Source organism: Microlunatus elymi (assembly GCF_007362775.1).
GTDB classification, from domain to species: Bacteria; Actinomycetota; Actinomycetes; order Propionibacteriales; family Propionibacteriaceae; genus Microlunatus; species Microlunatus elymi.
The window spans coordinates 3,817,816-3,841,687 of the sequence record NZ_CP041692.1; the positions used below are offsets into that span (position 1 = coordinate 3,817,816).

Here is a 23,872-nt window from a genome sequence, read left to right on the forward strand (position 1 = left end):
GGGCGACCAGCCCGGCGACGAGGCACATCGGTGGGCGACAGGGTGGAGCAGATGACCGACTCGGACAGTTCAGTGCTCGCGATCGACATCGGCGGGACCAAGGTCGCCGTCGCGGTGGTCCGGTCGGACGGCGTCATCACGCACGAACTCCGTACTCCCACGCTGCGCGGCGTCGACGGCGACGCGACCTTCGCGCCGGCCGCGGAGGCCATCACCAAGATCATTTCCGAGGCGGGGTTGTCGGGCCGGTTGCGGGTCGGGATCAGTTCGGCCGGACCGATCGACACGCCGGCCGGCTGGATCTCCCCGGTCAACATCGGCGCCTGGCGTGAGTTTCCGATCGTCGCCCGGGTCGCCGAGACCGTACGGGGTGCCACCGGCGCCGAGCCCGCCGTTGGGTTGGCCGGCGACGGGCATTGCATGGCGCTCGGCGAACACTGGCTGGGCGCCGGCAAGGATTGGGACTCGATGATCGGGATGGTGCTGTCGACCGGCGTCGGCGCCGGCGCGGTGATCAACAACCGGCTCTACCCGGGGCTGACCGGCAACTCGGTGCTGCTCGGTCACATCAGCGTCAACGCGTACGGGCCGCGGTGCGTCTGCGGCGGCCACGGCTGCGTCGAGATGTACGCCCGCGGACCGGCGCTGGTGGCGGCCGCGCAGGAGGCGGGCTGGACCGGCGGCGAGGATGCCGAGGCATTGACCGCCGACGCTCGCGCGGGCAACGAGATCGCCCTCGAAGCAATTGATCACGGCATGCGAGCGCTGGCCGCCGGCATCGCGGCCGCCGCGACCCTGCTGGACGTGGACAAGTTCGTCCTCGGCGGCGGCGTGTCCAAGGCCGGTGCGGTGATCTTCGATCCGCTGCGCAAGCACCTGCACGACTTCGCCGTGTTGTCGTACGTGAAGGCCCTCGAGGTCCGCCCGGCGATCTTGGAGAACGCCGGCATCCTCGGCGCCGCTGCCCTCGCCTTCGCCGACGAATAGGGTCTGACTCCACCGCGCCCCGCCGACACAGGGGTCGGCCAACGGCCGCACCCGAGACGTACCGCCGCTGAGGGGCGGCACGCAAACCGACATCCACCATCAGCCGCAGCACCAAACCGACCCCCACCATCAGCCGCGCGCAAGATTGACTCCCGCACGCGGAATACCGGGTGCGCGGGTCGATTCCGCGCGCGGCTGTGACCGCACCCGGCGATATCGGATGCGGCTAACTGGAGCGTTGGCGGTAGGCGGTCGGGGGGATTCCGACGGCGGCGCGGAAGCGGCGGGAGAAGTAGAGGGGGTCGGGGTAGCCGGTGCGGGCGGCGATGGTGGCGACCGGGAGGTCGGTCATGGTCAGCAGTTGACGGGCCAGGTCCATTCGCTGACGCTCCACGTGGGCCATCAGGCTGGTCCCGAGTTGGGCTCGAGCCAGGTGTGCGAGTCGGGTGGCGGAGACTCCGCCGATCCGGGCCAGCGTCTCCACCGTGTGGGGTTGATCCAGATGATCGCCGACATGCGCCAGCACGGCCAGCAGCCGACTGTCCAGCACCGGCCGGTTGGGGTTCTGGGTGTCGCACCACAGCAGGGCGTCCTCCACCGCGTTCATCGCGAGCCGAGCGCCCTGCGGCAACCCGCTGCGTACCACAGAGGTGGCTCTGTCGACGTCCTGCACCAACCGCGACAGCACGGTCTCGTCGACCCGCAGACGTCGTACGCCGGGCGCGAGCTGGGGCCAGTCCAGCAGCGGCAGCCAGTCCGGGCGAGGATCGAGATGGATCCAGCGCAGCGACCAGCGCCCGGTCGCCGGGTCGGTGCCATAGTCCTGCGCGGCGTACGGCTCGATCGCGATCAGGTCGCCGGAGCCGCAACGGACCTCGTTCCGCCCGGCCGACCGTATCCGGCCACGACCGGCCACGGTCGCCAGCAGCAGCCAGTCGGTGGTGCCGCGGGGCCGGATCGTCCGGTACCCCGCATCCTCGTCGAGACTGCCGGTGACCACCCGGGCGGCCGGTCCAGTGACCGATAAGGCACCGGCTCTGGCACGGGAGTCAGGTGCACGCACGACAGGATTATCCATCCGGCCGACCGGATTCGTGCTGTCCGGCGAGGCCGTGTTCCGCGAGGATCGTGGCATGACCACAATCCAGAACGAGCTCGTACTGAGCGCCGATGATCCGGCCGCGCTCCGCGGACGTTACGACCGCGACGGAGTCGTCCAGGTCAATTCGGTGCTGTCGCCGGCCGAGATCGACGAGATCCGCGACGCCTTCATGCAACAGGTCGCCTCCGATCGAGAAGCACTCGGAGCGATTCAGGAGGTCGCAGACGACGACATCCTGTCCCGCTATCCGCGCTTCATGCAGCCGCACCGGCGGCCCGATCTCCCGGTCGGCAAGATCTCCCGCCGGTTGATGACCGATCCGCGCATCCTCGACATCGTCACCGCGCTGGTCGGACCGGCGTACGGGGCTCAGTCGATGTTCTACTTCAAGCCTCCGTCGGCGCGCGGCCAGGCCATGCATCAGGACAACTACTTCCTGCGCGCCCATCCGGAGACCTGCATCGCTGCCTGGATCGCGGTCGATCGCTGCGATGCCGCCAACGGTGGCCTATCGGTCGTGCCGGGCAGTCACGCGATGGAGGTCGTCTGCCCCGAGACGGCCGATGCAGAGCAGTCCTTCACCACCGGACTGGTTCGGCCGCCGGAGGGGATGACCGCGGTACAGACCGACATGCAGCCCGGCGACGTGCTCTTCTTCCACGGCAGCGCCGTCCACGGATCACTACCGAACACCACCACCGACCGGTTCCGGCGCTCGCTGATCTTCCACTACGTACCGCAGGACAGCCGGGAAGTCTCCCGCTTCTACATGCCGCTGATCGCACACGACGGCACCGAGGTCAGCATCGACGAGGCCACCGGCGGCGGCCCCTGCGGCGACGGCTGGGAGGGTGCCATGCATTGAGTTGTCAGAAGGTCGTTGGCCTATGAGCCAACTACCTTCGGACAGGTCGGCTCAGAAGGCGGTGTAACCGCCGTCGAAGACCAGGATCGAGCCGGTCATGAAGCTGGAGGCGTCGGAGGCCAGGTAGACGATGGTCGGGCCGAGTTCGGCCGGCTCGGCGGCGCGCTGCATGGGTGCGTCGCCGATCCAGTACGGCTTGAACTTCGGGTCGTCGGCGGGCGCCATCTCGGTCTTCACATAACCCGGTGCGAGCGCGTTCACCCGTACGCCGTGCGGAGCCCACTCGGCGGCCAGCGACTTGGTCAGCTGATGCACTGCCGCCTTGGACGCGTTGTAGCCCGGCTGCCACTGCGGCCGGTTGACGATCAACGCGGAGATCGAGCCGATGTTGATGATGTTGCCGCTGCCCTGCTCGACCATCCTGCGGCCGAAGGCCTGGGCGCAATGCCAGACGCCGTTCACGTTGACGTCCATCACCGCATTCCACTCCTCCGCGGACACCTCGAGCGCCGGCCGGTGTACGCAGATGCCGGCGTTGTTGATCAACACGTCAACGGTGCCGAGCTCGGCGTAGATCTGTCCCACCGCCTGCTCCACCTGAGCCGCGTCCGTGACGTCAGCACCAACCGCAAAGGCCCGGACGCCGAGCTTCTGCAGGTCGGCCAACTGATCGACGACCGCGGCCGGATTGCGTACCAGCAGGACGACGTCGCTGCCGGCCTCGGCCAGGGCCGTCGCCAGTGCGTGGCCGATGCCGCGGGCAGCTCCGGTCACGACCGAAACCTTGCCCTGCAGGGAGAATGCGTCCAGTACTGCCATGTCGTGTCCTCATCGTGTCAGCGGTAAAAACGTCGGACGAGATGAGCCGAACCGGCCGAAATCGGCGGTTGTGGTCCATCTGCTCCGACATTGTTACCGCTTCGGCCGGCAGCTCAGTCCTCGGGCGGGTGCTGCGGGCCCTCGATCCGGAAGAGCCGGCGCCGCTCGGTGGACACCGGGCGGGGACCGTGGCGCCGGATGATCAGGAATCCGGCGAACGAACAACCCAGGCCAAGCACCGGGCCCGCTGTCCCCCACCAGACCAGCACCAGGCCGATGATCGCCAAGCTCAGCGTGATCAAGCTCGCCCGTCGACCGAGGTCGCTGCGACCGGCACGCCATCCGACATAGCCGACCCAGGACAGCATGACGATCCCGCAGACGACACCCGCCAACACGGGACTGCCGGGGAAGCCGCCGATGATCAGCCGGAGGATCGCGATCAGGCCGACCAGTCCGATCGCGCCACCGAGCAGCGCTCTGGGCAAACGGTTCGGCATTGGTAGTCAGGGGCGCAGTAGCCCGGAGGCTCTGTTTCCCCATCCCCCTTTCAATCCGTGCATGCGGTTTTCCCGCACACGGCTTACCGATGATCTTCTTGGCATGGTTACGCAGCCCTCGGGTAGCGCACGCTCCCGCGGAGCCGGTAGAGCCCGTGGTCGTTGAACCAGTCCTCGGTCCACTGATCGGCGACTCCGGCGTGCAGATTGCGTCCCCGCTTCTTAACCAGCAAGCGGTGAAGACGCCACACAACGTAGCGATCGATCTGACGGAACTTGATGGCGGCATTTCCGATGCGGAAGTAGTTTCCCCAACCACGCAGGATCGGATTCAACTGCCCGATCAACACTTCGATCGGAACACCCACGTGGTTGGCACCGGTGCGGTCGCGGACCTTCTCCCGCACCGACTTCATCGCCCGCTGCGACGGCCACCGATGCAGGTAATAGCGCACGATGTGCTTCTGTTCCCACAATCGGCCCGACATCCGCGCACGGAAGTGGCACCCCAGAAAGTCGAAACCCTCCCGGCCTTCCCGCAGGTCCACAACCCGCGTCTTGCCCGGATGCAACTCCAACCCCAACCCCGCCAGAATCTGTCTGGCCTGATCCAAGGCCGTCTTCGCCTGTCCTGGTGTACTGCACATGATCACGAAATCGTCGGCATACCGCACCAACACCCCAAGACCCTGTGCCTGCACCTGTTCGTCGAAGGCGTGCAGGTAGATGTTGGCCAACAGGGGCGAGATCACCCCACCCTGCGGAGTTCCAGCAACCGTCTGCTGCAACCCCTCCCCGGTCAACACTCCTGCTCCGAGCCACTGTCTGACCAGTTTCAGCACCCGCCGATCCGAAACCCTCCGGGCCACCTGTTCCATAAGAACGTCATGGTCCAGATGATCGAAGAACCCTCGAATGTCGGCCTCGGCCACCTGAGTGAACCCTGCGATGAACGACTTCCGGATGGTCTCCTTGGCCTGCGTCGCCGACCGCCTCGGACGGAACCCGAACGAGGACGACTTGAAGTCGGCCTCAAAAATTGGCTCCAGAACGATCTTCGCCGCAGTCTGCACCACCCGGTCGATCACCGTCGGGATCCCCAACGGTCGGACACCACCAGCTGGTTTAACAATATCCACACGCCGCACCGGCGCGGGGAGATACGACCCGGCGCGAAGGACCCGCTGAACCTCGGCCAACATCCGGCCGACGCCGTAGTCCTCCACCATGGCCAGGGTGATCCGATCCACCCCGGCCGCTCCCCGGTTCCTACGGACCCGTTCCCACGCCTCCCACAGCACGTCACCCCTGCAGATACGGTCAAACAGAGCGTGGAAACGACGCCCCTCAGACTGCTTAGCCGCAGCCCATAGCTTGCCTTGCAGTTTTCGCACTTTCACCGGCGATGGAGCCTCATCGACGGCTACCACCCGCTGAAACGAGTCGGGGTTGTTGGACCCGGAACACCGGGTCATGCCCACGCGCTTACCCACTCCGCCAGCATGATCAAAGTCAGGGCCCTTCCCTTCCGACGCGTTATGTTGCACGCCGATCCCGACACCAACCGATGCCATCGGTACTACGACCCCATCGGACTCCCGCTGCACTCCCTCGGCCTTCACCATCGGCTCATACCTCGGGTCTCTCGCCTGACGCAGGCATGCGCAGACGGGCCTCTCCTGTTCCGTGTCAGACCTTGAACACGTGCCGCCGTCCCTACCCCGGAAAGACCCGCCCCACCATCCGGAACCCAGTGGAACAGACATGGCCTTCGCCGTGAAATGAGCGGCTCGGCTCTCCCGTTGCATCTGTGACGAGGCTGCAACGTTCGCTTCACGCTACGGCCCGCGTCCTTGCTCCCTCCGAAGAGGCTCTCGACACCCCGCTCAGCCCGCCAGATCTCTCCAACGAACCGGGGCCCGCTACCCGGCGCTCCGGCGCCTACCGGAACGGGACTCACACCCGCCGGCCTGACACAGCTTCCAGGACGCACCATCGGCTCAGCCTAGACGAGCGCACCTGATGCGAGGTTGTGCTGCTCGATGCTGAGCCGGGGCTTGCTTCTGCGTCCGAACATCGAACGGATGCCGTCGTACCCGACCATCCCGATTAAGCTTCCCGGGATTAGGTAGATGGTCGGCATTGTGTCGACTCCGGACCGGACGAGAGGCGCGGGTGGACTTCTTCGATCCAGGGCTGCTGCTCGGTGGACTCGGCGTCGGCATCATCGTCGGGCTCACCGGGATGGGCGGCGGCGCGCTGATGACGCCGATGCTGGTGTTTCTGTTCAAGATCGACCCGCTGGTGGCGATCGCCAGCGACCTGGTCACCAGTCTGTTCATGAAGCCGGCCGGCGCGATCGTGCACCTGCGGCGCAAGACCGTGAACCTGAAGCTGGTGCTGTGGCTGTGCGTCGGGTCGGTGCCGGCCGCGTTCGGCGGCGTGTTCGCGCTGAAGGCGCTGCACCTCGGCGAGGCGACCGACACCGTCTTGTCGTACGCCCTCGGCATCGCTCTGTTGGTCGCGGCGGCCGGCCTGATCTATCGGGCGTGGCGACAGCTGCGGGTCAATCACTCCGCGTGGGGTGAGGGCCGCCCGGTCGAGGTCGCCCAGCCGGACATCGTGGTACGTCCCGCGCCGATCATCGTGCTGGGTGCGGTTGCCGGGCTGTTCGTCGGGCTGACGTCGGTGGGTTCGGGGTCGATCATCGTGGTCGTCCTGCTGCTGATGTTCCCGGCGTTGAAGGCGTCGCAGTTGGTCGGCACCGACCTGGTGCAGGCCGTGCCACTGGTGGCCGCCGCCGCGACCGCTCACGTGATCAACGGCGACGCCGACTTCGGCGTGGCGATCTCGTTGCTGATCGGCGCCATCCCCGGTGCCTTCATCGGTGCCCAGATCTCGTCCCGGGCGCCCGGCGGAATCGTCCGCCGGGCCCTGGCGATCTTGCTGGTCTGCTCGGGCATCAAGATGCTCGGCGCGCCGAACCTGGTGGTCGTGATCGCCGCAGCAGCCATGCTGGTGCTCGGAAACCTGGCCTGGATCAGCGTCCGGAACTACTCCCGCCGCCGGGCCGACCACCGTCGTACGGAGGCCGGCCTGGACCACGATCAGCAGCCGGGTCAGGATCAGGATCAGGCCAACTCGAGCCGCAACGCGTCGTAGGTCGCCTGGGTGACCACGTTGTCGATGCCCTGATTGACGGTCAGGGTGAGCGTGTTGGCACCGCGCCGCAGCGAGGCCGGATCCAACCGGAACCGGCGCACGAATCCCCTTGCTCGGTTGGCGCTGCGATAGATCGCACCGCGTGGGGCGTCGGGGCCGAAGTCCCAGACGATCGGCGCCCCGTCGTTGCAACTGAGGGTCAGGTTGCTGGGCAGCCCGGGATTGGGTACGGCGCTGTCCAGCGACCAACCGGCCAGCGAGATCGTCAGGGTGAAAACGTCATCGGCCCGCGGCTGCCGATCAAGATCGAAGTGGATCCGCCACGGCGCGACGTTCTGCCCGTCGACCTGCTGCTTCTGGGTGAAGTACCAATCCTGGCTACGATTCCGGCCGATTCGGTAGTCCAAGCCGTCTCGGAATCGATCCGAATAGTCGACCATGCTGTCGTAGCGACGCGCCTGCTGGGCGCCGGCGAATTCGGCCGAGGTGCCGTCCGGGGAGCCGATCTGCCAGAGCAGTCGGCCGTTCTTCTCCGGCCGCCAATCGATGTTGATTTTGGTCGGACCGTCGATCCGGACATGATCACGGACGTACTCTCCCCACAGACCGGGCCGGCGGGCGGTCAGCCGATAGCTGCCCGGTCGCACCGCGTCGAGACGGAAGCTCCCGTCCGCTTCGACCTCGGTCCAGTACTGGAACCCGGCAGCCGTGTCCTGGGGGGCGGTCTCGTCGTCGGACAGGATCACCATCGCACCGCGGGTCGTTGCGCCGCGAACGTTGAGCCGGCCGCGGACCGTGGCGCGCTGCGACGTGGGCACCCAGCCGACCAGCCCGGAGCGGTCGTAGAGCTCGGCATGCCGCTTCGGATCCGCGTACTGCAAGGCATCCCGGCGAAGTTGATCAGGACTGTCGGCCGTACCGAGGTAGACGAAGTACGGCCCGTAGGTCTTGGCCCAGTCTCCGTCGGCGTTCACGAACGGCGCCCCGTAGTGGGTTGCGTGCGGCTCCAGCAGCAGCACCGGCCCGGCGTCGGTCTGGTGCAGCGTGAGGTCCTGCCGATCCGGTCCGCCGTTGAAGGACTCGCGATTGGCCAGCACGGCGAAGGCACCGATGTAGTGGTCATCGACCCGTCCGTAGAGCCCGTGCACGACGTGATCACGCATCGAGATCGCCCAGTCGTACTTGGTGTAGCAGCGACGCGCGTAGCCGCTGCCCAGTCCGGCCAGGTCGTACGTCGCGTCCATCACCATCGGGCCGGCGGCCAGTTCGTCGGGCGTCGGCAACTGGGCGGCTGCTCGCCGCCACGGCTTGCCGAAGTCGTCGTCTTCCAAGCTGGCGTGGGTGAAGATCGCCGGATCCACCCACCAGACGAAGCGATGCTGCTCCACAGAGACCGCCGGATGCTCGGCGCTGTGCGCGAATCGCGGCGCCAGATGGAAACCCGGCTCGTCGGCGGCGAAGATATAGCTGCGATCGCGGCGGTACGGCGCGTCGGTGGACGGCGGCAGCGTGACGGTGATCATGACCTGGCCGTCGGCTCGGTCGACCCGGTAGCTCACCGGAGCCTGCTCGATCTCGATCTTGGGCTCCAAGATGTTGACGTTCTGATCGAACCGCCCACGCCCGCCCTCGGCGATCAACTCCTGCTCGCCCAACTTGAGCGATATCAGCCGCCCTTCGAATTCCTTGGAGATCACCGCCCGGATGCGGCCGTTGTCCACGGTGATCTCGGTGTCGGTCTCGGTGGCCGTCGGGGTCTTCCCGGTGCGCCGTCCGCCGGTCGGGGTCGCCTCGGCGAGGTTCAACCGGCCGGCGGCCAGCGCCGTACCGGCCGCAGCCGCTGCGGAGAGCTGAAAGGTCCGTCGAGAGATGATCATGGTAATTTCCTGTCTATCCGACCTGACGCCAGGCGCCGTGGTGCCCGTCCCGGGACTGATGCTGGCTTGGAACTTCATGCTGCGTTGACTTCTGCGCCTGCCACAAGGCGTCCTTGTAGCTGACGATGTCGCCGAATCGATACAGCCAGCTGGAGGTCCAGGCTCGGTGCGGGCCGAGCCTGCCGTCGACGAACTCTCCGGCCTCCATCCACGGCCCGCGCTCCACATTCGGCACCTGACGGCCGGCATCGCGCCCAGCCACCCAGGTGTGGCCGGCCCGGCTGACCAGATCACCTTCGGGGTACGAGGTGGCCCGGTCCCACGCCAGCAGCTGATCGGTGAGCCCTGCTGCATAAGTACGCACGGTGATCTCGGACGACGGTTCGGACTGCCCGACCGCGTTCACCGCCCGAACCGCGTACGTGTACTGCTGGCCGGGCTCGGCCGTGCGGTCGTAGTAGGTGGAGACCTTGGCCTCGCCGATCTTCGTCGCCGGCTCCCCGTGCTGGCTGCGGTAGATCGCGTGCGTCACTGCGCCGTCGCCGGGCTTGAAGATCAATCCGACGAAGGACTCCCCCTTCAACCCGACCACGAGTTCGGTCGGCTTGTCCGGCAGCAGGGTGTCGGCATGCGCCGGCTCGCTGGGTTCGGAACTGCCGCGCTCGTTCACCGCCACGATCCGATAGCTGTAGCCGGTCTTGCCGGCATCGAGGGAGTCGTCGACGAAGTCGGTGGTGGTCGTCGTGCCGATCTCGGTGAAGATGCTGTCGTCGTCGGCCTTGCGTTGCACCAGGTAGGTCTGGGCGTCGGCGACCGTCGGCCAGGCCAGCCGCACCGACGAATGATCGACTGCTGCGATCGTCGGCTGCTGTGGCGTGATCCGCATTGCGAGCGGGCCTTTCGTGCTGACCGTGACGGCGCGGATTCTCCGCCGGCGCCGAACGCGGTGACGCGGTAGCGGTAATGGCTGCTGGGTTGGGCCGAGGTGTCGGTGAAGGACGGCTCGGCGCTGTGTCCGATGACGGTGAACTCACCGTCGGCTCCGGCTCGCTGGATTGAGTAGCCGACCACGTCGTCGACCTTCGGCCAACTGAGCTCGACCGAGTAGCTGTGTGGCTGGGCCTGCGGGACCGCGGGTGCGGCCGGTGATTCTTTGCTGCTGTCGTGAAAGGTCAACTCGATCGGATCCGACAGGGTCGACTCGCCGCCCGCATTCACCGCCGCGACCCGATAGCTGTACTGCATGCCTGCCGTCAGGCCCTTGTCGCTGAACTGCGGCTCCTCGCTGGTCGCCACCCAGCGAAGATGTTGATCATCGACCGAGGATCGATAGACGACGTAGCGGGTCGCGTCGGCCACCGCGTCCCAGTGCAGATTCGCTGTGCCGGTAGCGATGTCGCCGCCCACCGCGGCGGGTGTCGCGGGTGTGCTGTCGGGCGAGGTCGGATGCAAGATCACGATGTAGTTCATCGTGGTTCCGCCGGCGTTGGGACCCATCACCACTCGGGTGCCGGCGGGCACGGTGCGCTTGAACAATCGGTACGAGACCGGCTGGTCGTCGGTGATCATGGTGCCGGTGTCCTGGTAGTCCGAGGTCAGCCAGCCAGGACGCGGGGAGATCCGATCGTCGTGCGCGACATAGACGTCGGTGTCCCGGGACACGTGGAAGCTCAGCACGTCGTCGTTGTCGGCGGCGCGGGACTCCACCGCCGGCCGGATCCACTCCGATCCGAGCAGACCAGCCGGGATGTCGGTGAACCGATAGTCCCGGTCCCCGTCGGTCAGATCGCCGACCTGAAGATCGGACTGCACCGACCAGTCGGCCGCGTTCTCGGTCCCGGTGCTGGAGGTGTCGTTGACCGTCACACTGCGGGCGACCTCGCCGTTCAGCGGGGCCGATGGCTCAGGCTCCTCGGCAGGGTCGCTCGGCGGCTCGAACGGCGTACCGTCGAAGGGCAGCGGCGTCATCGGATAACCGGACGGGAAGCCGGGTGCCGCCAACTGGTTCAGGTAGTCCTCGAGCTCGGTGTAGCCGTTGTGATTGCGATCGGCATTGCGATCTTGATCATCGTTGGGGTCCAGACCGTGCTTGAGCTCCCAGGCGTCGGGCATCCCGTCCCGGTCGGTGTCCTTCGGTGCGGTGCCCGGATCGAGCTTCGGGAAGCCGCCGACGTCGTTCTCGTCGTCGATGATCACCCCGGTTTGATGCTGGACGCCTGCGGTGACCCGTCGATCGACGGTGTCCCGCCGGAGCGAGTCACCGGCGTAGTTGATCACGTGCCGGTAGGCTCGTTCGGGAGATTCGGTGTGCACCGGTGGGTAATTGAAGCGGTTGTCGACGACGACGCTCGGCCGGTCGGCCTCCATGATCTTGGTGCCGGGATCGACGCCGTCGATGACACCGTTGAGGTTGCTGTCGAGACGATTGTCGTGCAGGTAGACCTGGTAGTTCTCGTTGCCGCGGAAGACGCCGTACTGCGGCTCCGTGGAGTTGGGTCCGGCGACGAAGTAGTTGCCGACCACGTTGCCGTAGCCATTGGTCCCGGACTCCCCGCCGGCCACGTAGGCGAAGCCGCCCCAGTTGTAGACGACGTTGTTGACGAAGTCCATCACACCCTTGGTCTTGGGATTGCGATCGTTGTTGTCGGCGTACAGGTTGTGGTGCATCGAGATGGTGTTCATCTCGACCAGGCCACCCATCGAGTGGGTCAGCAGCCCCTCGGAGACGATCGACCACTGCACCGTCAGGTTCTTCGACTGCGGGTTGTCGTAGTCCTTGCTCTTGATCGACAGCACCTCGTCACTGCCCCAGGAGAAGGACGAGTGATCAACCATGACGTCGTGGCAGTTCTCGAAGTACATGGTGTCGTCGTGCACCTTGTCGGTCATCCGGAATCGCAGGTAGCGGATGACGAGCTGACTGCTGTCGTAGAAGCGGATGTTGTTGCCGGCGATGGTGACACCGTCACCCGGCGCGGTCTGACCGGCGATCGTGATCTTGGACTTGTTCCGGACGATGATCTGCGGAATCGGCAGCTGCCCACCGATGTCGAAGACGATCGTTCGCGGCGTCGACCCGGCGGTGGTGAGTGCGTCGTGGAAGGTGCCCGGACCGGTCAGCTCACGACTGGTCACGTGGTAGACCTCGCCGCCACGGCCGCCGGCGGTCATCGCGCCGTACCCTTCCGCCCCGGGAAATGCGGGCAGCCGCGGGTCGTCGGCGTGAGCGCGGCCGGTCGCCGCCAGCGCCAACGCGATCACCAGGCACAGTGCCGAACCCAGCGCGAGCAGTCGCGTCACCGCAGATGCTGGCCGGCCGGTCACGGTTCGCGGGCGTTCGGTGGACATGGAGCGGACCTCCGTCATTGGGGGCGAGACCGTCGGTGGGCGTGCGCCGTCGTCGGGGCCGAGGCAGGTGAATGGGGAGCGACAGCGAACGTTGACACCGCACCAGGAGCCTTCGGCCGATGATCGCCAAGGGCATGGGAACCGATTTCACGCTAGCCAGATCTGCCCTCGATCGTCAAGCTCCAGATAATCCCGTTTCATCAATCAGCGTCGAGCTTTCTCCACTGACACAGCGCAACTCGCATGGCAACCCGTTGACAGACCGACGAACGTCTGCCTAGTCTCTCCCGGCAAACGCTTTCTGATATCCCCCCGAACCGAGAGAGACGATGTCGTTTCACCGAGCCGCAGTGCCGCCAAGACTTGAATCGTTTCAGGATCGGTGTTGATCATGACGGCAACCACTGCACCGCCGACCCGCGACGAGACTCCCACCGCCGAACCGCTCAACCACCACCACCACCACCATCCGCCGCAGCCGTGGTGGCGCCGGATGTGGCGAGACCGCACCCTGTTGCTGTTCGCGTTGCCCGGGATGGCGCTGCTGATCGTCTTCCACTACGTCGCGCTCGCCGGTAACGTGATCGCCTTCCAGGACTACCAACCGTTCCTCGGCATCCGTAACTCGTTGTGGGTCGGCTTCGAGAACTTCTCGGTGATCTTCACCTCCGACCCCGACTTCTGGAACGCGGTCAAGAACACGCTGATCTTGACCGTGATCCAGACCGTGTTCGTCTTCCCGATGCCGATCGCGCTGGCGCTGCTGCTGAACAGCCTGCTCTCGGAGAAGATCAAGCGGGTGGTGCAGTCGGTGCTCTACCTGCCGCACTTCCTGTCCTGGGTGATCGTGGTCGCGATCTTCCAGCAGATGCTCGGCGGCACCGGTCTGCTGAACAACTTCCTGCGGGCACACGGACACCAGGCCGTCAACATCATCAGCAACCCGGACATCTTCTTCGGATTGCTGACCTCACAGGTGATCTGGAAGGACACCGGCTGGTCCACGATTCTCTTCCTGGCAGCACTGTCCCAGATCGATGCCAGCCTGTACGAGGCTTCGGCAGTCGACGGAGCGGGTCGCTGGCGGCAGATGTGGCACATCACCCTGCCGGGCCTGCGCGGCATCATCATCCTGTTGTTGATCTTGAAGCTCGGCGACTCGTTGTCGGTCGGCTTCGAGCAGATCATCCTGCAGCAGCCCGCCGTCGGCACCGAGGTGTCGGAAGTGATCGACACCTACGTCTACAACAACGGCATCGTCGGCGGCAGTTGGGGCATCTCGACCGCCGTCGGGCTGGTCAAGGGCGTGATCGGAGTCGCCCTGGTGCTCGGCGCCAACAAGCTCGCCCACGTCTTCGGCGAAAGCGGGGTCTACCAGAAATGACCACCACGACCACTCCCCCGACGGCCGGAACCGAGGCCGGCGGCCGATCAACAGCCGCCACACACAAGCGGCGGCGTACGGTCCGTACCGTCAACGGCGTCGAGCCGCCCAACATCGGCATCCGCATCCTGAAGGGTGTGGTGCTGACGATCGCCTGCGCGATGGTGATCATCCCGTTCCTGGGGATCCTGTCCACGAGCATCTCCAGCCCCGAGCACGTGACCAAGTCCGGCGGCTTCGTCCTGTTCCCCGACACCGTGAATCTGGCTGCGTACAAGTCGATCCTCAGCGGCGGCGTGGTCACTCGGGCGCTCGGCGTCTCCGCCTTCGTCACCATCGTCGGAACCCTGGCCTCGCTCGCGGTCACCAGCCTGCTCGGCTACGCACTGTCGCGCCGCGGCGTCTTCGGCGGTCGGGCGATGCTGATGTTGATCTTGCTCAGCCTGCTGTTCTCGCCCGGTCTGATCCCGTCCTACCTGGTGGTGAAGCAACTCGGTCTGCTGGACAGTCTGGCCGCCCTGATCGTGCCGACCATGGTCAGTGCGTTCAACGTGATCGTGATCCGTTCCTTCTTCAGCAACATCCCGGCCGAATTGATGGAGTCGGCCAAGGTGGACGGTGCCAGCGAACTGCAGATCTTCACCCGGATCGTGCTGCCGCTGTCCAAGGCGGTGTTGGCGGTGATCGGCTTGTTCTACGCGGTGAACTACTGGAACGCCTTCTTCAACGCGTTGATCTATCTCAACGACAGCGCGAAGTGGCCGCTGCAGTTGGTGCTGCGGACCTACGTGATCAACAACACTCAGCTGGACCAGGGTGATCTCGGCTCGCTGGAGTCGATGCCGCCGCAGCCGTCCATCCAGATGGCGATTCTGGTCATCTCCCTGATCCCGATTCTGATCGTCTACCCGTTCCTGCAGAAGCACTTCGCCAAGGGAGTGCTCACCGGTGCGGTCAAGGGCTGAGAGCCCAACCAGGAAAGGAAAACCATCATGCCCAACGCCGTCAATCGGCGACGGTTCCTGACCGGATCGCTCGGCGTCGCCGCCCTGGCCGCCGGTGGTACGAGTCTGCTCAGCGGCTGCTCGTCGTCGTCCGGATCGTCCGCCACCGGCTCCGGATCCGGCGCGACCGGAACCCCACCGACGTACACCCGCTATCAGGGCGTCAAGGCCGACCTGCCCGGCACCGACTCCGGTGTCCCGGACGCGTTCTTCCACTATCCCGAAGAGCCGGTCAAGGCATTCGACAAGGCCCCCGGTGACGGCAAGCCGATCACCGCGATGGCACAGACCTCCGAGCCGATCCCGCCGGCGATGGGCAGCAATCCCTACTGGCAGGAGCTGAACAAGCAGCTCGGTTCGGAACTCAAGATCGCGATGACCACCGCGACCGACTACGACGCGAAGTTCGCCACCGTGGTGGCGGGTGGCGACGAACTGCCCGACATCTTCCAGGTCTCCCGTGGTGCGACCGCGGTGCCGCAGCTGATGGCCTCCAAGGCGCTCGACCTGACCGAGCACCTGTCCGGCGACGCAGCCAAGGACTACCCGTTCCTGGCCAACATCCCGACCGCATCCTGGAAGCACGCGATGTTCGACGGCAAGATCTACGCGGTGCCGATCCCGCGTGGCACCTTGCAGAGCACGATCATCTACCGCCGCGACGATCTGCTCGACAAGCTCGGCGTGAATACCGAGCCGGCCAACTTCAACGACTTCTTCGACCTGTGCAAGCAGGTGACGAACGCGAAGAAGAACGTCTGGGCATTGTCCCAGGCCCCGACGAACTACGTCATGCAGATGCTCAAGGTGCCCAACGGCTGGGCCGAGGAGGGCGGCAAGCTCACCAGCAAGTGGGAGTCGCCCAAGATCAAGGATGCGCTGGACGCAACCCGGAAGATGGTCGCGGCCGGCGTCATCGCCCCAGACTCGTTCGCCGCGAACGCCAGCCAGTACAAGCAATGGTTCATGGCGGGCACCACGTACATGACCGGCGACTCCTACAGCGCCTGGCCGGCCTACTACGCGCAGAGCACCGGGGTGAAGGGATTTGCCCTGTCTGCCATGGGATTCCCGGGCTTCGACGGCGGCAAGGGCAGCATCTGGCTGCGTTCGCCCACGCACAGCATCGTCGGCATCAACAAGGAGAGCGCCGACCGTGCCAAGACGCTGCTGTCGGTGATGAACTGGCTGGCAGCGCCGTTCGGCACCGAGGAGTATCTCTTCCGCAAGTACGGGATCGCCAACCGCAATTATCACCTGAAGGGCACCGATCCCGTACAGGATCAGGGAAAGGTGGGCGAGACGTTCCTCGGCATCCAGTACCTCGCCGACGCGCCGCCGGTGCTCTACCTGCCGGGCGCGGAGAAGATGATCAAGGGTCAGTACGAGCAGATGAAGTCGGTCATTCCCGACGGCACGCCCGATCCGACCGAGGGTCTCTACTCCGAGACCAACACCCGGATCGGCGGCAAGATCGGCGACAAGCTGGACACCCTGATCGAGGACATCCTGCAGGGACGCAAACAGGTCTCCGAATGGGACGCCGCGGTCGCCGAGTGGCGCAAGTCCGGCGGCGACAAGATTCGCAGCGAGTACGAGGAGTTGCTGCAGAAGCAGTAATCACAGCCGCACCCAAGAACGCCCGCCGCACCCGAAATTTCGGCTGCGGCGGGCGTTCTTGCGCCGGCTGTGGGGATCCTCTGGGTCAGGCAGAGACGCGTGTAGCGGCAGGATCGAGGATCGGGAGGCCGAGGGACGCGACCGGGACGCTCTGCCCGGTGATCATGGACTCGTTGGCGCAGATGCCGATCGCCACACTGCGCAGGCCGGCGCGCCAGCCGGCGCGGTGGCCGAGCGGGTCGTCGCCGTCGGCGCGGAAGATGTCGTCCAGCAGCCGGGCGTCGCCGCCACCATGGCCGCCCCTGCCCTCCGGGATCGGGATCTCTCGAGCACGCTCCCAATGCCGCTGCAGCAGCAGCCGGCTGCCGCGGGTGCGAGCCTCGGACGGCTTGGAATCCTTGTCGTTGTTGGCTTCCTCGTGCCGGGCGCTCGGGTCGATCTCCTCGTCCTTGCCTGCCCGGTGCGGGCTTTCCACCACATCCAACTCGATCCGGCCGCGGGTGCCGTTGAACGCGACCCGGTAGCCCTCCCACGGGGCGTAGGCGTACAGGCTGTAGGTCAGCTGGGTGCCGCGTTCGTAGCCGACCAGCACGTTCATGGTGTCCTCGATGGTGATCGGTTCTCCGAACACGTTGCGATCACGCTGGTAGCCGTCGACGTGCTCGGCGTTCAGGTAGAGCCGCCGCAGCCGATCGTTGCCGGCAAGATCAATTCGGTACGGGTCGTCGGCAGCAAGATCACGGCTGGTCACGCCTGGATGATGATCACCGCGCGCCCGCGCGTTCTCGGCGCCGTAGAACCTTAAGGCCCCGAGCGCGGTCACCGTCCGCGGCGCGTCCGCCAGCCACCAGTTCACCAGATCGAAGTGGTGACTGGCCTTGTGGATCAGCAATCCGCCGGACTTGTCCTTCTCCCGATGCCAACGCCGGAAGTAGTCGGCGCCGTGGCCGGTGTCCAGCAGCCATTCGAAGTGCACCGAGGTGACCTGGCCGATCTCGCCGGAGTTGATCAACTCCTTGACCAGCGTGTTCCGCGGCGAGTAACGGTAGTTGAAGGTGACCGTGACGTCGCCGTCGGACGTGCTCGCGGCGTCGGCGATGGCGCGGGCCTTCTCCCCGTCGGTGGTCAGCGGCTTCTCGCTGATTACCCGCAGGCCACGCGCCAGACCCGCGCAGATGTACTTGCTGTGCAGGTAATCCGGAGTGGTCACGATCAGCGCATCCGGCTTGGCCTCGTCCAGCATCTGCTCGAACTGATCCGCCGAGTACGACGCCGGCAGTGCGGTGCCGGGTGCCAACTCGGCGGCAAGTTCGTCGTAGTAGTGCATGCGGACCGGGTTGGTGTCGCACCAGGCCACCAGCGAACCGACATCGGCATGGCTGGTCAGCAGGGCACGGATGTACATCTCCGACCGGTGCCCGGTGCCGACAACGGCGTACCGGCGAGGACTGGCTGGGCTCATCTGGATCGCTCCTTGATCTTGCGGATGATTCTGATCTTGCTCAGATCGATTTGATCTTGCTCAGGGCGCAGGGACGATGCCTTCGACGCGTACGTCCCAATTCTCGGGAAAGCCCGGTGCCGGCCGTGCCGGGCATGCGTCCCAGCCGCCGGCCATCACGGCGATCGCCGTCAACAGGCCTCCGTTGCCGGGCAGGTAGAGCGGCAGCGAGGCGGTCTGCCGGTTGTGGCCGTTGGGCAACACGGTGTTCTTCTCCTCGCCCATCAACAGCGCGTCGACCGCCAACTCCGGGCGACCCAACCGGGCCGCACACATCGCGATCACCGGGTAATCCCAGCCCCAGGTGGACTTCCAGTCCCAGTCGGCCAGTACGGCGTCGAGGGTGGCGGCCATCGTCTCGGAGTTGATCTTGTCCGTCTTCGGCAGCACGCCGAGCGCACACAGCATCGATGGGTGATCACTGCGTTTGGTCCACGGTTCGACGCCGATGGCCTCGTAACGGCCGTCCCGGACAGTGGGTTCGACCATGCCGTCGGCGACCTGCTGCCAGTACGGCTCGGGTTGCTGTCCGAGCCTGGTGCGCCACTGGTTGGCGATGCGCAACGCCCAATGCCAATACACCAGTTCGTACGTCGGGTTGATCACCTCGGCCCGCATCCCGCCGTAACTCTCCTGAGCCGGCACCAGTGGCGGGCCGAGCTCGAAACCCGCCTCGGTCGGCACGGCGTAGCCGGCCATGAAGTCGGCGGTCTCGAAGACGATCTCGGCGAACTCCTCCAGCACTTCCCGGTCGCCGGTGGCGCGATAGATCAACTCGGCCAGGTACATCGGGTGCGGCTGCTGCCAGATCAGGAACGGCCCGATACTGCTCGGGCTCTCCCGGCCCTCCGGACCGACCTGCTTCGGCCAGCGAACACCCGGAAACCCTTGTCTGGTTGCGGTTTCGCGCGCTTGCGGCAGGATCTCGGCATACCAGCCGAGGCTCCGACGCAGCAGTTCGGGTCGGCCCCAGAGTGGGAAGTGCGCGGCGTGCCACCAGTGCATCTCCAGGTGGAACTTGCCCCGCCAGGAGTTGCAGACCAGCCCGGTCTCGGCCGGTGGCAGCGAGCCGGCACAGTTGATCGCCGTCAGGTACTGCGAGAGCACGATCCGGCGTTCGAGCTCGACAGCGCGCCGATCGTGGATGTGGGCCAGCTCGACCGCGGCACCGCCGGTCCAGAAATCGCGCCAGTGATCGCCAGCGGTCTCGATGATCTTGTCGGCGGTCGTAGCCACCGGATCGCGATCAGGCTCAGTGCCGAAGGCGAAGATCAACTCCAGCCGATCCTGATCAGTGCTGATCAGGACCTGGTGCGGACCGGTCTGGGTCAGCCGCGCAGCGGGTGCCGAGACGTCGACCTGATAGCGAGTCTGGTCAAGGGTCCGCCGAATCGTCCAGCGGTCGCCGGTACGTTGATCAAGTTCGGTCCGGTGCGCGGTCGGGCGGTTCCAGTCGGTGTTGTCGTGCCAGGCCTGATTGCCGTACGGGAACGCCAGTTGCACTGCCAGGGTGTCGATCAGTGCGGGCGATTCGATCACCACTGCCAATAGATCATGATCAGGATCGCAGACGGTCGTCACCTGCACCGGCCGACCGTCCAGGGCGAACCGGCTGGTCAGCATCCCCCGCCAGAGATCGAGAGTCTGCTCGACCTCGCTGAGCTGTTCGACCTCGATCGGCCGCCCGTGCCCGGCGTCGCGCTGGACGAACCCGATCATGCCCAGGTGCAGGCGATGAGGATTGCCGCGCAGCCACAGTTCGTTCTCCGGCGTGCCCTGCTCGGTGCCGCCGCTGATCGAACCGCCCAGGTCGACGTAGCTCACCGGCCCGCGCCGGGACTGGTAGCTGACCAGCGAATCCGCCAACTCGTACGGCGGATCGGCCGGCTCCTCGTGCCAACCCCACTGGGACTGGGTGCCGAGCAGCGTCCCGTCGGCGGCGCGGGAGTCCCGGGGACCGACCGGATAGCTGTCGGGAAAGGTCTGCAGGCCGGTGACGTCCGCGGTGAAACAGAACTCCCCGTTGCCCACCGAGAGCGGCGATCTCGGGTCGATCTCCCGCATCACCACCCGATGTCGATCCACCAGGGCTTGCCGATCGATCGCCGGGCCAGACACGTCGCTCCTTCGCGTAGTCAGAGATCGCTTTCTCTTCACGGACAACACGATCCTATCTGCCACTGATCGAGCCGACGCAGCCGGGAACCCACGTGAGACAACAAGATGGCAATCGATGGCAACGCCTTGACGACCCGGCACGACGCCGCCCGCCAACGTCTCGCGCCACGATGTCAGCAATCGCTCTCTGGCCCTGCCCGACTTGTCAGAAGTTGGTTGGGTCATAGGCCAACTACGTTCTGACAACTCGGTGCGGCCACAACGATTCGGTGCCCCGACACGCGTCCGCTATCGTTTTGTCGCGCCGACCGCACGGTCGGCAGCAATCTGCTCCGCGGGTGCATAGCTCAGTTGGTTAGAGCACTTCCCTTACAAGGAAGGGGTCAGGGGTTCGAGTCCCTTTGCACCCACCCGACGCGCAGCGCGGCCCGGCCGTGGATCCACGGTGGGCATCCTCGTGATCATCAACGATGAGCGCAGCCCCACCAGGTGGTGGGGCGCGCCCGTCCTCGTCGGTTGTCACCGCACCGATTCCATCGCAGCGGGAGCGCGGCGAGGGCTTCGTGGCCCACACGGCGGGGGACCTCATGCGGACCACGACCGGCGGTGCGAGCCAAGGCCCGGTGGAGACCAGAGATGCCCCAAACGGCATCCCCCGGTGACCGCCGGTGCCAGAGATCCCCACCGGAACCTTCGGCGCCACAAAAACTTGTGACCCCTACAGCGTCCCACGTGAGCGCGCGCCGGGAACCGAATACGGCGAAGTTCTGAGCTCAACCTGATCCGGACCCAACAATGCGCTGTGCCCGGCCGCCTCAGTCGAGCGGACGCCAATAGGCACAGAAGTCAAGTCTGCTCTTCGGTACGCCGGCGGCTTTGATCATGTTCCGAGCGGCGAGCATCATCGACGCCTCGCCCACCACGTAGCCGTAACTGTCCGGCGAAATCTGCATCGCGGCGAGCCGTTCCAGGAGATGCCGGCCGGGCATCGCGGTCGAGTCACGTACCAGCCACTGCGCGTCGGCAGCAAGATCTCGTACGTCGTCGGCATGCGGCACCTCGAGCAGGTACGTGGCCGGCCGGCCCGCCAACGAACGGGCAATACCCTCCACTCCGGGAACACCGGATTCGTCGGCGATGATCAAGATCGGACGATCATCATCTGCCGGGGCGAAGATCCGCCCCTGATCCAGCAGGGCCACCCGGTCCCCCGGCTGGGCGGAGCAGGCCCAGTTGGCCGCAATCCCTTCCACAGCACCGGATGCCGAGCCGTGCACGACGAAATCGATGTCCAGTTCCCAGCCGTCCTCGATCCGCCGAGCGGCCCGGATGGTGTAGTTGCGGATGACGGGACGCCGGTCCGGTTCGGCGTCCGTCCAGCGGCGATACCAGCCCTCGAGTCCGCCGTACGGTGGCTCCAGAATGCTGTGCTCGTTGGGCAGGAACAGCCGGACCCACTGATCGAAGCCGAGGTGGTCGAACTCCTCGACGAAGCGCGGGTCACGGCACTCGACCGTGACCCGCACGAACCCCGACGAGACGCGCGCCTTGTTGATCACGACGGCATCGGTCACCGAACCGGCATTGGGCTTGACCATCCGGTCCGATGTCAGTGTCTCCGTCATTGCTGCTCCCGCCGGGTCGCCTGCTGATTCTCAAACTAGGTTAGGCAAGCCTAAGCGATGTCCGGCGGGAGCGGTACCTCGGGTCGATCGGTGGGACCAGACTCAGGACTGCACGACTCCGCCGGGCGCGTCCTGCAGCGGGACCGGATCGGGACGCTGGCAGCTGGTCTGGACGTCCACTGCGACCCCCTGGTCGGCGGAGTCCAGCAGCGACAGCATGACGTCCAGCACGTGCAGGGCAAGCTCACCGGAGGCTCGTCCGTCCTGGCCGGCCGGCGTCGCCGCAAGATCGGCAATGCCGTAGCCGCGACCGGCGTCGCGGTAGCCAGCGGACACCGGCAGCGTGGTCCACTCGCCGCCGACCTCGTGCAGTTCGACGTCGCCGTCGAACCGGTTCGGATCCGGCACCACCAGCGACGCGGTGGAGCCGTGCACCTCGATGTTGGACGCCTTGGTCGCCGCGGCATCGAAACTCATCACCAGCGTGGAGAGTGCGCCGGACTCGTGCACCAGCACACCGGTCACGTGGGTGTCCACGGCGACGTCGATGATCTCGCCGGCGCGCGCGCCCGAGCCGATGGTCCTGGTCGGCCGGGTGTGACTGGCCGCACCGATCACCCGACGAACCGGTCCGAGCATGGTGATCAAGGACGACACGTAATAGGGGCCCATGTCCAGCAGCGGACCGCCGCCGGGCTGGTAGTAGAAGTCCGGATTCGGGTGCCAGCGTTCGTGCCCCGGAGTGATCATGGTCGCGGTGGCGGAGATCGGCGTGCCGATCAGGCCGTCGTCGATCGCCTTGCGGGCGGTCTGGGTGCCGGTACCCAGCACGGTGTCCGGTGCCGATCCGACCCGGACCCCGGCTGCACGCGCCGCCTCGATGATCTTGATCCCGTCGGACAGCGTCGCGGCCAGCGGCTTCTCCCCGTACACCGCCTTGCCGGCCGCGATCGCCTGCAACGCGATCTCCGCGTGCGCGGCCGGAATGGTCAGGTTGAGGACAAGATCAACATCCTCGCTGTTGATCAACTCGTCCACGCTCAGCGCCGATGCGCCGTACTTCTGCGCGACCTCGGCGGCCCGGGTCAGATCAAGATCGGCAACGGCGGTCAGCTGCAGGATGGGCAGCCGTTCGATCACGGCCAGATACTGTCCGGAGATTGCCCCGGCGCCGATCATGCCGATCTTGATCGGATTCAGCGTGCTGTCGCTCACCGGGTCACCCACAACAGGCCGCGCTCGATGATGGTGCGTACCGACGGATCCTGAACCACGCTCAGCTGATGGCCAGGGGTACAGACGAACACCTTGCCCTTGCCCCACTGCCGAGTCCAGATCGCCGGGCAGGTGATCGGCCGGTGCCAGTTGTCGAAGTCCCGGCTGGGGATCGTCGTGGTCGCCAGCACGTCGTTGTAGTCGTCGCTGAGCACCCAGTACTGCTCGGTCTCCAACTCGAAGTCGGAGATGCCGGCCACGATCGGGTGATCGGCCTGCTCCGGCACGATGTTGACGCTGTAGCGGACGAAGTTGTCGCCGGCTTCGCCCTTCAACTCCGCCGGCCGGCCCTTGGCCTGGTGGTGGGCGAACTGGCCGCCGATCAGTTGCAGATAATCGGCCTCGTTGCGGTACGAGTCCGCGATGCCGCCGTGCCAACCGGCCAGGCCGGTGCCGGCCGCGACCGCGGCGCGCAGCCCCTTCAGCTCGTCGCGTTCGATCGTCGACATGGTGACGACCTGGACGATCAGGTCGACGGTGGCGAGGTAGTCGGCGTCGGCGTAGATCTTGGTGCTGTCCTCGACGCGCACCTGATAGCCGTTGTCGGTCAGGAACGGGACGAACGAGTCGGTGGTCTGCACCGGTTCGTGGCCGTCCCAGCCACCCCTCACGATCAGCGCGGTCGGATTCTTGCCCTGGCTCGGTGTCGTCATCTGCTGTCGGTCGCTCCTTGTTGGTCCGGCCG

Annotated in this window: 17 protein-coding genes, 1 tRNA gene and 1 pseudogene; 7 read left to right on the forward strand and 12 right to left on the reverse strand. The window is 66.1% G+C overall.

The features are described 5' to 3' along the window. Positions 1-51: 51 nt before the first annotated feature. The gene (locus tag FOE78_RS17145; RefSeq protein ID WP_143987378.1) at positions 52-987 is read left to right on the forward strand and encodes an ROK family protein; all 936 of its coding nucleotides are present in this window, start codon (positions 52-54) and stop codon (positions 985-987) included. A 226-nt stretch (positions 988-1,213) separates the two neighbouring features. Here FOE78_RS17145 and FOE78_RS17150 read toward each other — a convergent pair whose 3' ends face one another. Further along, the gene (locus FOE78_RS17150; protein ID WP_168207561.1) at positions 1,214-1,987 is read right to left on the reverse strand and encodes a helix-turn-helix domain-containing protein; all 774 of its coding nucleotides are present in this window, start codon (positions 1,985-1,987) and stop codon (positions 1,214-1,216) included. A gap of 133 nt (positions 1,988-2,120) precedes the next feature. Between FOE78_RS17150 and FOE78_RS17155 the strand changes: the two genes are divergently transcribed. Further along, positions 2,121-2,954: a phytanoyl-CoA dioxygenase family protein gene (locus FOE78_RS17155; RefSeq protein ID WP_143987380.1), complete on the forward strand. Its 834-nt coding sequence runs from the start codon at positions 2,121-2,123 to the stop codon at positions 2,952-2,954. A gap of 51 nt (positions 2,955-3,005) precedes the next feature. Here FOE78_RS17155 and FOE78_RS17160 read toward each other — a convergent pair whose 3' ends face one another. The 3 genes from FOE78_RS17160 to ltrA all read right to left on the reverse strand — a co-directional run bounded on the left by FOE78_RS17160 (position 3,006) and on the right by ltrA (position 5,898). Further along, the gene (locus FOE78_RS17160) at positions 3,006-3,773 is read right to left on the reverse strand and encodes an SDR family oxidoreductase (protein ID WP_143987381.1); all 768 of its coding nucleotides are present in this window, start codon (positions 3,771-3,773) and stop codon (positions 3,006-3,008) included. Between the two features lie 113 nt (positions 3,774-3,886). Next, the gene (locus tag FOE78_RS17165; protein ID WP_143987382.1) at positions 3,887-4,273 is read right to left on the reverse strand and encodes a hypothetical protein; all 387 of its coding nucleotides are present in this window, start codon (positions 4,271-4,273) and stop codon (positions 3,887-3,889) included. A 107-nt stretch (positions 4,274-4,380) separates the two neighbouring features. Beyond that, complete coding sequence (gene ltrA, locus FOE78_RS17170) at positions 4,381-5,898, reverse strand: group II intron reverse transcriptase/maturase (protein ID WP_210414639.1); 1,518 nt, start codon at positions 5,896-5,898, stop codon at positions 4,381-4,383. Between the two features lie 550 nt (positions 5,899-6,448). On the opposite strand from ltrA, the gene FOE78_RS17175 reads away from it, so the two are divergent. Then, the gene (locus tag FOE78_RS17175) at positions 6,449-7,435 is read left to right on the forward strand and encodes a sulfite exporter TauE/SafE family protein (protein WP_210414640.1); all 987 of its coding nucleotides are present in this window, start codon (positions 6,449-6,451) and stop codon (positions 7,433-7,435) included. Here FOE78_RS17175 and FOE78_RS17180 read toward each other — a convergent pair. From FOE78_RS17180 to FOE78_RS17185, 3 genes and pseudogenes are all read right to left on the reverse strand, one after another. Beyond that, a complete protein-coding gene (locus tag FOE78_RS17180) occupies positions 7,405-9,312 on the reverse strand; it encodes a polysaccharide lyase family protein (RefSeq protein ID WP_168207562.1) in 1,908 nt (635 codons plus the stop codon). The genes FOE78_RS17175 and FOE78_RS17180 overlap by 31 nt on opposite strands. Positions 9,313-9,325: 13 nt before the next feature. Beyond that, entirely contained in the window at positions 9,326-10,147 is an 822-nt protein-coding gene (locus FOE78_RS24840; protein ID WP_407662592.1) for a hypothetical protein, read from the reverse strand. A gap of 401 nt (positions 10,148-10,548) precedes the next feature. After that, positions 10,549-12,678: pseudogene (locus FOE78_RS17185) on the reverse strand (hypothetical protein); the annotation flags it as partial. Between the two features lie 373 nt (positions 12,679-13,051). On the opposite strand from FOE78_RS17185, the gene FOE78_RS17190 reads away from it, so the two are divergent. Genes FOE78_RS17190 through FOE78_RS17200 form a run of 3 tightly spaced genes read left to right on the forward strand, consistent with a single transcriptional unit; the run spans position 13,052 to position 16,668 of the window. Beyond that, on the forward strand, positions 13,052-14,044 hold the full coding sequence (locus tag FOE78_RS17190; protein ID WP_228265866.1) for an ABC transporter permease: 993 nt from the start codon (positions 13,052-13,054) through the stop codon (positions 14,042-14,044). Next, on the forward strand, positions 14,041-15,009 hold the full coding sequence (locus FOE78_RS17195; RefSeq protein ID WP_143987385.1) for a carbohydrate ABC transporter permease: 969 nt from the start codon (positions 14,041-14,043) through the stop codon (positions 15,007-15,009). Before FOE78_RS17190 ends, FOE78_RS17195 begins: the two co-directional genes overlap by 4 nt. 27 nt (positions 15,010-15,036) lie before the next feature. Next, on the forward strand, positions 15,037-16,668 hold the full coding sequence (locus FOE78_RS17200; protein WP_143987386.1) for a type 2 periplasmic-binding domain-containing protein: 1,632 nt from the start codon (positions 15,037-15,039) through the stop codon (positions 16,666-16,668). 85 nt (positions 16,669-16,753) lie between these two features. Here FOE78_RS17200 and FOE78_RS17205 read toward each other — a convergent pair whose 3' ends face one another. Together FOE78_RS17205 and FOE78_RS17210 are read right to left on the reverse strand one after the other, a co-directional pair. Continuing rightward, the gene (locus FOE78_RS17205; RefSeq protein WP_143987387.1) at positions 16,754-18,130 is read right to left on the reverse strand and encodes a Gfo/Idh/MocA family oxidoreductase; all 1,377 of its coding nucleotides are present in this window, start codon (positions 18,128-18,130) and stop codon (positions 16,754-16,756) included. Between the two features lie 60 nt (positions 18,131-18,190). Further along, a complete protein-coding gene (locus FOE78_RS17210; protein ID WP_228265867.1) occupies positions 18,191-20,287 on the reverse strand; it encodes a hypothetical protein in 2,097 nt (698 codons plus the stop codon). Between the two features lie 336 nt (positions 20,288-20,623). On the opposite strand from FOE78_RS17210, the gene FOE78_RS17215 reads away from it, so the two are divergent. Further along, positions 20,624-20,697 (forward strand) — tRNA-Val (locus FOE78_RS17215). A 405-nt stretch (positions 20,698-21,102) separates the two neighbouring features. On the opposite strand, the gene FOE78_RS17220 is transcribed toward FOE78_RS17215, so the two are convergent. From FOE78_RS17220 to FOE78_RS17230, 3 genes are all read right to left on the reverse strand, one after another. After that, the gene (locus FOE78_RS17220; protein ID WP_143987388.1) at positions 21,103-21,912 is read right to left on the reverse strand and encodes a siderophore-interacting protein; all 810 of its coding nucleotides are present in this window, start codon (positions 21,910-21,912) and stop codon (positions 21,103-21,105) included. A 102-nt stretch (positions 21,913-22,014) separates the two neighbouring features. Continuing rightward, positions 22,015-23,127 (reverse strand): Gfo/Idh/MocA family protein, encoded by a 1,113-nt coding sequence (locus FOE78_RS17225; RefSeq protein WP_228265868.1) that lies wholly within the window; start codon positions 23,125-23,127, stop codon positions 22,015-22,017. After that, the gene (locus FOE78_RS17230) at positions 23,124-23,840 is read right to left on the reverse strand and encodes a ThuA domain-containing protein (protein WP_143987389.1); all 717 of its coding nucleotides are present in this window, start codon (positions 23,838-23,840) and stop codon (positions 23,124-23,126) included. Before FOE78_RS17230 ends, FOE78_RS17225 begins: the two co-directional genes overlap by 4 nt. Positions 23,841-23,872: the final 32 nt, after the last annotated feature.

What these genes read in the sequence shown, in the direction of transcription:
- FOE78_RS17145 (WP_143987378.1), top strand. Translation starts at nt 52, where the DNA reads ATGACCGACTCGGACAGTTCAGTGCTCGCGATCGACATCGGCGGGACC.
- FOE78_RS17165 (WP_143987382.1), bottom strand. Translation starts at nt 4,273, where the DNA reads ATGCCGAACCGTTTGCCCAGAGCGCTGCTCGGTGGCGCGATCGGACTG.
- FOE78_RS17205 (WP_143987387.1), bottom strand. Translation starts at nt 18,130, where the DNA reads ATGAGCCCAGCCAGTCCTCGCCGGTACGCCGTTGTCGGCACCGGGCAC.
- FOE78_RS17230 (WP_143987389.1), bottom strand. Translation starts at nt 23,840, where the DNA reads ATGACGACACCGAGCCAGGGCAAGAATCCGACCGCGCTGATCGTGAGG.
- FOE78_RS17190 (WP_228265866.1), top strand. Translation starts at nt 13,052, where the DNA reads ATGACGGCAACCACTGCACCGCCGACCCGCGACGAGACTCCCACCGCC.
- ltrA (WP_210414639.1), bottom strand. Translation starts at nt 5,898, where the DNA reads ATGGTGAAGGCCGAGGGAGTGCAGCGGGAGTCCGATGGGGTCGTAGTA.
- FOE78_RS17160 (WP_143987381.1), bottom strand. Translation starts at nt 3,773, where the DNA reads ATGGCAGTACTGGACGCATTCTCCCTGCAGGGCAAGGTTTCGGTCGTG.
- FOE78_RS17220 (WP_143987388.1), bottom strand. Translation starts at nt 21,912, where the DNA reads ATGACGGAGACACTGACATCGGACCGGATGGTCAAGCCCAATGCCGGT.
- FOE78_RS17195 (WP_143987385.1), top strand. Translation starts at nt 14,041, where the DNA reads ATGACCACCACGACCACTCCCCCGACGGCCGGAACCGAGGCCGGCGGC.
- FOE78_RS17200 (WP_143987386.1), top strand. Translation starts at nt 15,037, where the DNA reads ATGCCCAACGCCGTCAATCGGCGACGGTTCCTGACCGGATCGCTCGGC.
- FOE78_RS17180 (WP_168207562.1), bottom strand. Translation starts at nt 9,312, where the DNA reads ATGATCATCTCTCGACGGACCTTTCAGCTCTCCGCAGCGGCTGCGGCC.
- FOE78_RS17155 (WP_143987380.1), top strand. Translation starts at nt 2,121, where the DNA reads ATGACCACAATCCAGAACGAGCTCGTACTGAGCGCCGATGATCCGGCC.